This window comes from Nonomuraea basaltis (genome assembly GCF_005893125.1).
Taxonomy (GTDB): Bacteria; Actinomycetota; Actinomycetes; order Streptosporangiales; family Streptosporangiaceae; genus Nonomuraea; species Nonomuraea basaltis.
Window position 1 is genome coordinate 20,111 of the sequence record NZ_VCJS01000168.1, and the last position, 7,474, is coordinate 27,584.

8 protein-coding genes are annotated in these 7,474 nt (G+C 70.5%); 3 read left to right on the forward strand and 5 right to left on the reverse strand.

Features of this window, described 5'->3' with window-relative positions; translation table 11 throughout:
* The first annotated feature begins 55 nt into the window (after positions 1-55).
* Together EJK15_RS49045 and EJK15_RS49050 are read left to right on the forward strand one after the other, a co-directional pair.
* The gene (locus tag EJK15_RS49045) at positions 56-937 is read left to right on the forward strand and encodes a helix-turn-helix domain-containing protein (protein WP_138717342.1); all 882 of its coding nucleotides are present in this window, start codon (positions 56-58) and stop codon (positions 935-937) included.
* 135 nt (positions 938-1,072) lie between these two features.
* A complete protein-coding gene (locus EJK15_RS49050; RefSeq protein WP_138717343.1) occupies positions 1,073-1,306 on the forward strand; it encodes a DUF397 domain-containing protein in 234 nt (77 codons plus the stop codon).
* A gap of 278 nt (positions 1,307-1,584) precedes the next feature.
* Here EJK15_RS49050 and EJK15_RS49055 read toward each other — a convergent pair whose 3' ends face one another.
* From EJK15_RS49055 to EJK15_RS49075, 5 genes are all read right to left on the reverse strand, one after another.
* Positions 1,585-2,790, reverse strand: a complete 1,206-nt coding sequence (locus EJK15_RS49055) for an esterase-like activity of phytase family protein (RefSeq protein ID WP_138717344.1) — start codon at positions 2,788-2,790, stop codon at positions 1,585-1,587.
* A 225-nt stretch (positions 2,791-3,015) separates the two neighbouring features.
* Entirely contained in the window at positions 3,016-3,327 is a 312-nt protein-coding gene (locus EJK15_RS49060; protein ID WP_080036407.1) for a WhiB family transcriptional regulator, read from the reverse strand.
* 101 nt (positions 3,328-3,428) lie between these two features.
* On the reverse strand, positions 3,429-4,298 hold the full coding sequence (locus EJK15_RS49065; RefSeq protein ID WP_240777700.1) for a sucrase ferredoxin: 870 nt from the start codon (positions 4,296-4,298) through the stop codon (positions 3,429-3,431).
* A 102-nt stretch (positions 4,299-4,400) separates the two neighbouring features.
* Positions 4,401-5,900 carry a glycerol-3-phosphate dehydrogenase/oxidase gene (locus EJK15_RS49070; protein ID WP_138717346.1) on the reverse strand — a complete coding sequence of 500 codons (1,500 nt, stop codon included), beginning with the start codon at positions 5,898-5,900 and terminating at the stop codon, positions 4,401-4,403.
* Positions 5,893-6,402, reverse strand: coding sequence for a TetR/AcrR family transcriptional regulator (locus tag EJK15_RS49075; RefSeq protein WP_138717347.1), 510 nt, complete (start codon positions 6,400-6,402; stop codon positions 5,893-5,895). The genes EJK15_RS49070 and EJK15_RS49075 overlap by 8 nt, the downstream gene beginning before the upstream one ends.
* A 16-nt stretch (positions 6,403-6,418) precedes the next feature.
* Between EJK15_RS49075 and EJK15_RS49080 the strand changes: the two genes are divergently transcribed.
* The coding region (locus EJK15_RS49080) for an FAD-binding oxidoreductase (protein ID WP_420847150.1) at positions 6,419-7,474 on the forward strand (1,056 nt) is incomplete at its 3' end.

Sequence of the window (7,474 nt, forward strand, 5' to 3'; positions counted from 1 at the left end):
GTAGTTTACGGATGCTGATGGCATCTGCACGTGCAGATGATCTAGGAGCGGTGCAGTGAGCGCACAGAGCACGGAAGGGAAGCTTCTCAGCTATGCGCCGGGAAGCCCGACGGTGCTGCGGATCCTGCTCGGAACCCAACTGCGCAGGCTCCGCACAGAGAAGGGTATCTCGCGCGAAGACGCGGGGTACTCGATTCGCGCATCTCATGCCAAGATCAGCAGGCTGGAGCTCGGCCAGGTCAGTTTCAAGCAGCGCGACGTGGCCGATCTGCTCACTTTGTACGGGGTCACGGACCCCGCCGAGCGGCAGCCGCTGCTCGACCTGGCCAAGCAGGCCAACGCCCCGGGCTGGTGGCACAAGTACGGCGACGTGCTGCCCTCCTGGTTCGAGGTCTACATCGGGCTCGAGGGCGCCGCGTCCAGCATCCGTACCTACGAGAACCAGTTCATGCCCGGCCTGCTGCAAACCCCCGCCTACGCCAGGGCCGTCATCGAGCTGGCCCATGAGAAGGCCGCGAGGGCGGAGATGGACCGGCGCGTGGACCTGCGCACGACCCGGCAGAAGCGGCTCGAGAGCGGGCTGACGGTGTGGGCGGTGATCGACGAGGCCGTCGTGCGCCGCACGATCGGCGGCCGCGAGACCATGCGCGAGCAGATCGCCCATCTGCTGGACGCCACGGCCGAGCGCAACATCACCGTGCAGATCATGCCGTTCGATCGCGGCGGCCACGCGGCGGCCGGCGGACCGTTCAGCATCCTGCGTTTCCCGGAGCGCGAGCTGCCCGACGTGGTCTACATGGAGCAGCTCACCAGTGCCCTCTACCTGGACAAACCCGCCGACTCCGATCACTACATGGAGGTCATGGACCGGCTCAGCATCCAGGCCGAGGAGCCGAGGGAGACGAGGCGCTTCCTGGAGGGCCTCCTTTCCGGATGAGCTGCTGAAATCCTTGTGATTCAGTCCATACCAGGATTTTTGGTCGTCCGGTATATGGAGATCAACGTGCTGCCGTATTGTCAGCTCGCAAACGCGGATGCACGTGCATTCGTAAGATCGCGAGGAGCTGCCCCCATGCACGAGTTCCGGAACGGAACGCCCGCCGGCCGCCTTCCCGTCGTCTGGCGAAAGAGCAAGCGGAGCAACCCCAATGGCAACTGCGTCGAGGTCGCGAACCTGCCCACGGGCGACATCGCCATGCGTAACTCACGCTTTCCCGAAGGACCGGCGCTGGTCTACACCCCGGCCGAGATCACCGCGTTCGTCCTCGGGGCGAAGGACGGCGAGTTCGACGACCTCATAGTGTGAGGCGCGGGCGGGAACGCGGTGCCGGGCCCCGGGCCGAGCGTGTCCGCCGACGGGCGGTCCGGGGTTACGGTCATGCCGGTGACGGGTTTCGGTCACTGCGGTCAGCGGCGGGGTGCGCCGTCCCAGGCGTCCGCGGGCGCGTCCCGGAGGACGGTGAGGACCAGCCGTACGGCCTCGTCGAGGTCGTCGGCGGTCACGGGCGAGGGCTCGGGAAGTGCCATGGCGGGCACGCTACCGGCGGCCGGTGGCCGCGCACCGCGGGGCCACCGGCCCGGCCACTACCGGTAGACGCGGGGATCTGCGTCGAGACCGCGGGTGAGCCGGATGGTGATGAACTCGTTGTCGTCAGCCTTGCCCGGCGTGCGGCCGCTGGAGAACGGGAAGTTGTTGTCGTCGAGCACGCCGAGCGTGCGGTCGTCAAGGATGACGACGTCCTCGATCGTCTGGAAAGGGAACCTGAACGTCCCCGCCGCGCCGCCCAGGCCGCGCGGGTCGGCGAGGTCGAGCAGGTCGGCGACCAGGGTCTTGTCGAGCGCGCCGTCGCCGTCCCTGTCCCGCAGGTCCGCCAGGTAGATGCGCTTGACCTGGGCGGCGTCGCCCTGCAGGTTGTCCCGCTCGATGATCAGGAACCGGTTCACGTCGACCGCGATCGCGTCGCCGATGGCGTGCGTGGGTGAGTCCAGCCGGTACGTCCACCGCCGCCCGGTGTAGGCCCGCTCGCGCAGGTCGAACTCGTTCATCCGCAGCGTCCCCGCCGGGTCGCCGGCCACCGTGCCCTCCAGCAGCGGGTAGAGGCGGCGGCCGTCCACGGACCTTGCCATGCCCTCGAAGCCCTTGCTGCGGCCGAGGTTCGGCTGGGCGCCGTTCAGGTAGGGGTTCTCGGGCGCACGGACACCAGGCAGCTCGATCGGCGCCTCCATCAGGCGGCCCTGGCGGTCGAAGTGCAGCAGGAACGGGCCGAACTCGTCGCCGATCCAGTACGTGCCGTCCACCGTGCGCACGATCGACTCGACGTCGAAGTCGGCGCCGGTCAGCATGCGGTCCTGCCGGGTGAGGGGGAACGGCACCAGGCCGCGAGGGTCGGTCAGATTGAACCCGCCGAGCACCTGTACGGACTTGGCCCTGAAGTCGGGCTTGATCCGGTGGACGCGCAGCAGGAAGTCCGCGCTGTTGGCCTTGTTGCCGTAACCGTTGTCGGACAGGGCCTCGAACGTGCCGTCGTGGCGGCGGACGATGCCGCTGAACCCCTGCACGGGCTGGCCGGGGAACGGCGGGGTGATCCCGTTGACGGGTGCGGTGCCCAGCGACGATCCCGACGGCTCGCTGCCGGGGACGAACGTCTGCGCGGGCAGCGAGGCGAACCCGGTCAGCGTGGCCTGCCCGAAGCCGGGCTGGGGGCCGGGACGTCCGGGGTCGGCGGTGGCGGGGGCGGCGAGGCCGAGGACCGTCGCGCCCGCGCACATCAGGATGGCGATGCGTTTCATGCCGGGGACCCTAGGGCGGGCACATGACGGGACTCCGAACGCACGGCAACGGGCGATGACCGCCAGATGTCGGTTGCCATGGCACAGTGGATGATCCGGGGGAGGGTGCTTGATCAGGCAGTTGTCCCGACCGGGTTCGCCAGAGCCTGGGCGTGGAGGGCCAGGCTCCGGTTCATCGGGACAACTGCTCGATCACGCGATGCTGGTGACGCTGCCGGGTGTGGGTCAAGCGGCGGAGATGCCGGCGCTGGCCGCGCGGCGCATACGACGGCGACGCTCGGAAGCGCGCTCGTCCTCGTTGAGACCGCCCCACGTGCCGTACTTCTCGGGCCGGGACAGCGCGTAGTCAAGGCACTCGTTGCGGACAGGGCACTGGGCGCAGATCGCCTTGGCCTTCCGCTCACGTACGTCACGCTCGGGCTGCCGCTCCCCATCGGGGCCGAAGAAGAGCACGAGGTCCTCACCCCGGCACGCGGCATCATCCTGCCAACCCCAGCTGGGGCGCGGGCGGGCGAGCTGCCGACGTACCTGAGACATGAGAAAACCACCTTCGTGAGAGGTATTTCGGTAATTGAGCCGCATTGGACGCTTTTGGCGTCTCTGTTCCAACGCAATGCCGGGCCGTGATTGTTCCCTGCTCAGGCAAGGGCGGGCGTGGCGTACCGCACAGGCGTGAGCCTGTCCAGCGAAACCAGCCGGTAGGTGGTGATCGTCTCGGCGCAAGCCGTACCACACGGCGCTGTGAACACCGATGGCTCAACCACAACCTGGAACCGGACGTCGCCGCAGCGCACGATGGCTTCGGTGACGTCGCCGTCCGACCTGGAGGATTCCACGGCCACCGCGCCGACAGAGCGCTCTCCCGTATGGGCTCGGGCGAAGTGCTCGACGGCTTGCAATGGCTCAGGGATGCCTGCGCGTCCCCGGTAGCGGTCGAGAATGACCTCGCCCGACCGGTACGCGTTAGCCGCTGCCAGTGCAGCAGCCTGAGACATGCTGCCGTAGAAAATTCCGTGTGGCAAGCACACGAGGTTGGCGGCGTAACGATCGCCGCCAACGTGTGACGTTTCCCACACTCTGTCGGGCAAAGATTCGGCCAGCGACCGAGCGAGGGGTAGTCCAATGCGGGCGCAGCACACATTGCGCTTGGCGTGCGTGCAGACCAGAAATACCGGCTCGTCTTCAAGTATGCAGGACTCCGGGACCACTCCGGCCACGAGCGCGTCCAGGTCAAGATCGTCAGGACCTGCGACTACGCCGCTGGCCAGCCAGGGTCGCTCGCCGGCGGCGTACGCCAGTAGCACACGGATCCCCTGCTCCTGCGGGCGGGTCCGCTTGCCCGGACGGCGGATCAGCTGGGGCCTGATACCGCGTTCGAGCGCGCGGCGGACGAGTTCGGAGATTTCTTCAGGAAGTTCGGAGGTTTCCAAGTGGGACGGCCAGGCGCCGCGGTATTCGATGAGCAGCCAGAGCCGGGCTCCCACCGTGGCGCTGGCCAACGTGGGCACCTTCCCGGTGTGAGATCCGACCGGATGCTCGCAGCCCCTCGCCAACGCCGCTCTCCCCTTCTCCGTTGAATTAGGTAAGACTAACCTAACGGAAAGGCGGGTTCAGGCGTGGCGGGTTCGATCCAATACGTCCCGTGTCGTGGCCAGCGCGCGGTCCCTGTCCTCTCTGACCAGGCCGATCCTGGTCCGTCTGTCCAGCAGGTCGCCCTCGTCGAGCGCGCCCTCATGTGCGACCGACCACATCAGCTCGCCCTCGGTGATGCCGAGCCCGACCTCCTCCGGGTACGCCTTCACGAGCTCGTGCACGGCGCCGGCCTCGCTGCCGTACCGCTCGGCCAGGCGTGCCGGCACGCCGGACGGCTGGGTGCCGGCGCCCACGAGCGGGATCTTCCGCGTACGGCTCCGGCCCGCCGGGAGGTTCCGTGACGAGACCGCTCGATCGACCGCGTCCTCGGCCATGCGCCGATACGTCGTGAGCTTTCCCCCGACCACCGTGACGACGCCGCCGCCGGACAGCAGCACCGCATGCCTGCGGGAGAGGTCGGCCGTGCGCCCGTCGGCCGCCAGAAGGGGCCTGAGGCCCGCGTAGGCGCCCGCAACCGCCTCTCTGGTCACCTGGGTCTCAAGAACCCCGTTCAGCACGTCCAGGAGCGCTCTGACGTCCTCCTCGGGTGCTTCGGGGACGTCCGGCACCGGCCCGTCCACCGGCTCGTCCGTGAGACCGACGTACACGCGGCCGTCGCGCTGGGGCAGAACGAGCGCGAACCGGTTGCTCTCTCCCGGTATGGGCAGGTGCATGCCGGCGATCAGCCCGGGGAGCGTCCCCGGCCGCAGCACGAGATGGGTGCCCCGGGACGGGCGCAGCCGCACCTCGGGGTCCAGGGAGCCCGCCCACACGCCGGTGGCGTTGATCACCGCGCGGGCGCGGACGGTGAGCTCCTCGCCCGTCAGCTCGTCGCGTACCGTCGCGCCCTGGTCCGAGAGCCGCAGCGCGCGGCAGCGGGTCAGCACGCGGGCGCCGTGCGCGGCGGCGGTCCTGGCGATCGCCACCACCAGCCGCGCGTCGTCGACGAGCCGGCCGTCCCACGACAGCAGCGCGCCGCGCAGCCCGTCACCGCTCAGCACGGGCGCCAGCGTGTGCGCCCTGGCCGCGTTGAGCCGCGCCGGCCCCGGCAGCAGGCGGCGCGGCGTGCGCGCGGCGGCCCGCAGGACGTCGCCGAGCCGGTAGCCGGCCATCACCAGCGCCGCCTGCCGCCGCGAGAGCGCCGAGGTCAGCGGCAGCATGTAAGGATGCGCCCTGACAAGGTGCGGAGCCGTCCTGCGCAGCAGGATCCCGCGCTCGACCGCGCTCTCGTAGGCGACGTCCACCTGCCCCTTGGCCAGGTACCGCAGCCCGCCGTGGATCATCTTCGAGCTCCACCGGGACGTCCCGAACGCCAGGTCGTGCGCGTCGATCGCGGCCACGCTGAGCCCTCGCGAGGCGGCGTCGAGCGCGGCGCCCGCGCCGGTCGCCCCGAGCCCCACGACCAGCACGTCCACCCGTTCCTCGGCGACCTCGCGCAGCTCGCGCGCTCGTCTGCGGGCATTGAGTGAGCTATCCAAGGTAGGCCTCCAGCAGGACGGCGAGCTCGGCGTCGAGCTCGTCCAGCGTCACGGGGTCGAGCATGGTGGGCGCCGACAGCAGGAACGACTGCGCCACCAGCAGCACCGCCCTGGCCTTGCGCGGGTCGCCCAAGGCCCGCTCCAGCACCTCAAGCACGGCCTCGTGGGTCGCGCCGCGCCGGTCGAGCAGGTACGGCATGAGCAGCTCGGGATCCGCTTCCACGATCTTCCGCCACAGCGGGTGCGCGCGCAGCCCCCGGACCCCCGCGACGACCGCGCGCACCGGGTCCGACGTGTCCAGCTCCGCGACGACGCGTACCCACTCCCTGGTCATCAGGTCGGCGACCAGCGTGCGCACGTCGGGCCAGTGGCGGTAGATCGTCATCCGCGACACGCCCGCTCTGCGCGCTACGTCGGTGAGCGTCGTCCTGCGTACCCCGTAGGCCAGCACGCAGTCCCGGGCGGCGTCCAGAACGCCCTCATTGTGACGGATCGACGTCATATGTCACAGTGTAAGCGTGCCTAGACAACCGATGCTGTGGTCGGGCTGGGGCGACCCCGCCCATGCCCGCGAGCTGCCCGAGCAGGTGCGCACGCTGCTGCACGACCTGCTGGGCGTACGCGCCCCGAGCCGCCCCGCCGTCGTGCTGGAGTCGGTGCGGCTCCCGCCGGTCGCCCTCGCGGAACCGCTGCTTCGGGCGCTGGCCGGGATCGCCGGCGCCGAGCACGTGCTGACCTCGCACGACGACCGCGTGCGGCACACGCGCGGCAAGTCCACCCCCGACCTGCTGCGCATGCGCGCCGGAGACGGCTCCGACGCCCCCGACGCGGTCGTGCTGCCGGGCTCGCACGAGCAGGTGGCCGAGCTGCTGCGGCTGTGCACACGGGAGCGGGTCGCGGTGGTGCCCTTCGGCGGCGGCACCTCGGTGGTGGGCGGGCTCGCCGCCGCCCGCAACGGCTTCGCGGGCGTGATCGCGCTGGACCTGGGCCGGCTCGACCGGCTGCGGTCGGTGGACGCCGAGTCGATGGTGGCCGAGTTCGAGCCTGGCGTGCGGGGTCCCGACGCCGAGCGGCTGCTCGCCGCGCACGGACTGACGCTGGGGCACTTCCCCCAGTCCTTCGAGTACGCCACGCTCGGCGGCTTCGCCGCGGCCCGCTCCAGCGGCCAGGCCTCCGCCGGATACGGCCGCTTCGACGACATGGTCGTCGGCCTCACCCTGGCCACGCCCGCGGGCACCCTCGACCTCGGCCGGGCACCCAAATCGGCGGCGGGCCCCGATCTGCGGCAGCTCGTCCTCGGCTCGGAGGGCGTCTTCGGCGTCATCACGTCGCTGCGGCTGCGCGTGCGCCGCGCCCCCGCCGAACGGCTCTACGAGGGGTGGCGGTTCTCGTCGTTCACGGCGGGATCGGCCGCCATGCGGGCGCTCGCTCAGGAAGAGCCGCCGCTCCCGGCCGTGCTGCGGCTGTCGGACGAGACCGAGACGATGATCGGCCTGGCGAAGCCGGACATGATCGGCTCGGGCGGGTCGGGGTGCCTGCTGATCGCGGGCTACGAGGGGCCGTCGGTGGCGGAG

What these genes read in the sequence shown, in the direction of transcription:
- EJK15_RS49050 (WP_138717343.1), top strand. Translation starts at nt 1,073, where the DNA reads ATGCACGAGTTCCGGAACGGAACGCCCGCCGGCCGCCTTCCCGTCGTC.
- EJK15_RS49055 (WP_138717344.1), bottom strand. Translation starts at nt 2,790, where the DNA reads ATGAAACGCATCGCCATCCTGATGTGCGCGGGCGCGACGGTCCTCGGC.
- EJK15_RS49060 (WP_080036407.1), bottom strand. Translation starts at nt 3,327, where the DNA reads ATGTCTCAGGTACGTCGGCAGCTCGCCCGCCCGCGCCCCAGCTGGGGT.
- EJK15_RS49075 (WP_138717347.1), bottom strand. Translation starts at nt 6,402, where the DNA reads ATGACGTCGATCCGTCACAATGAGGGCGTTCTGGACGCCGCCCGGGAC.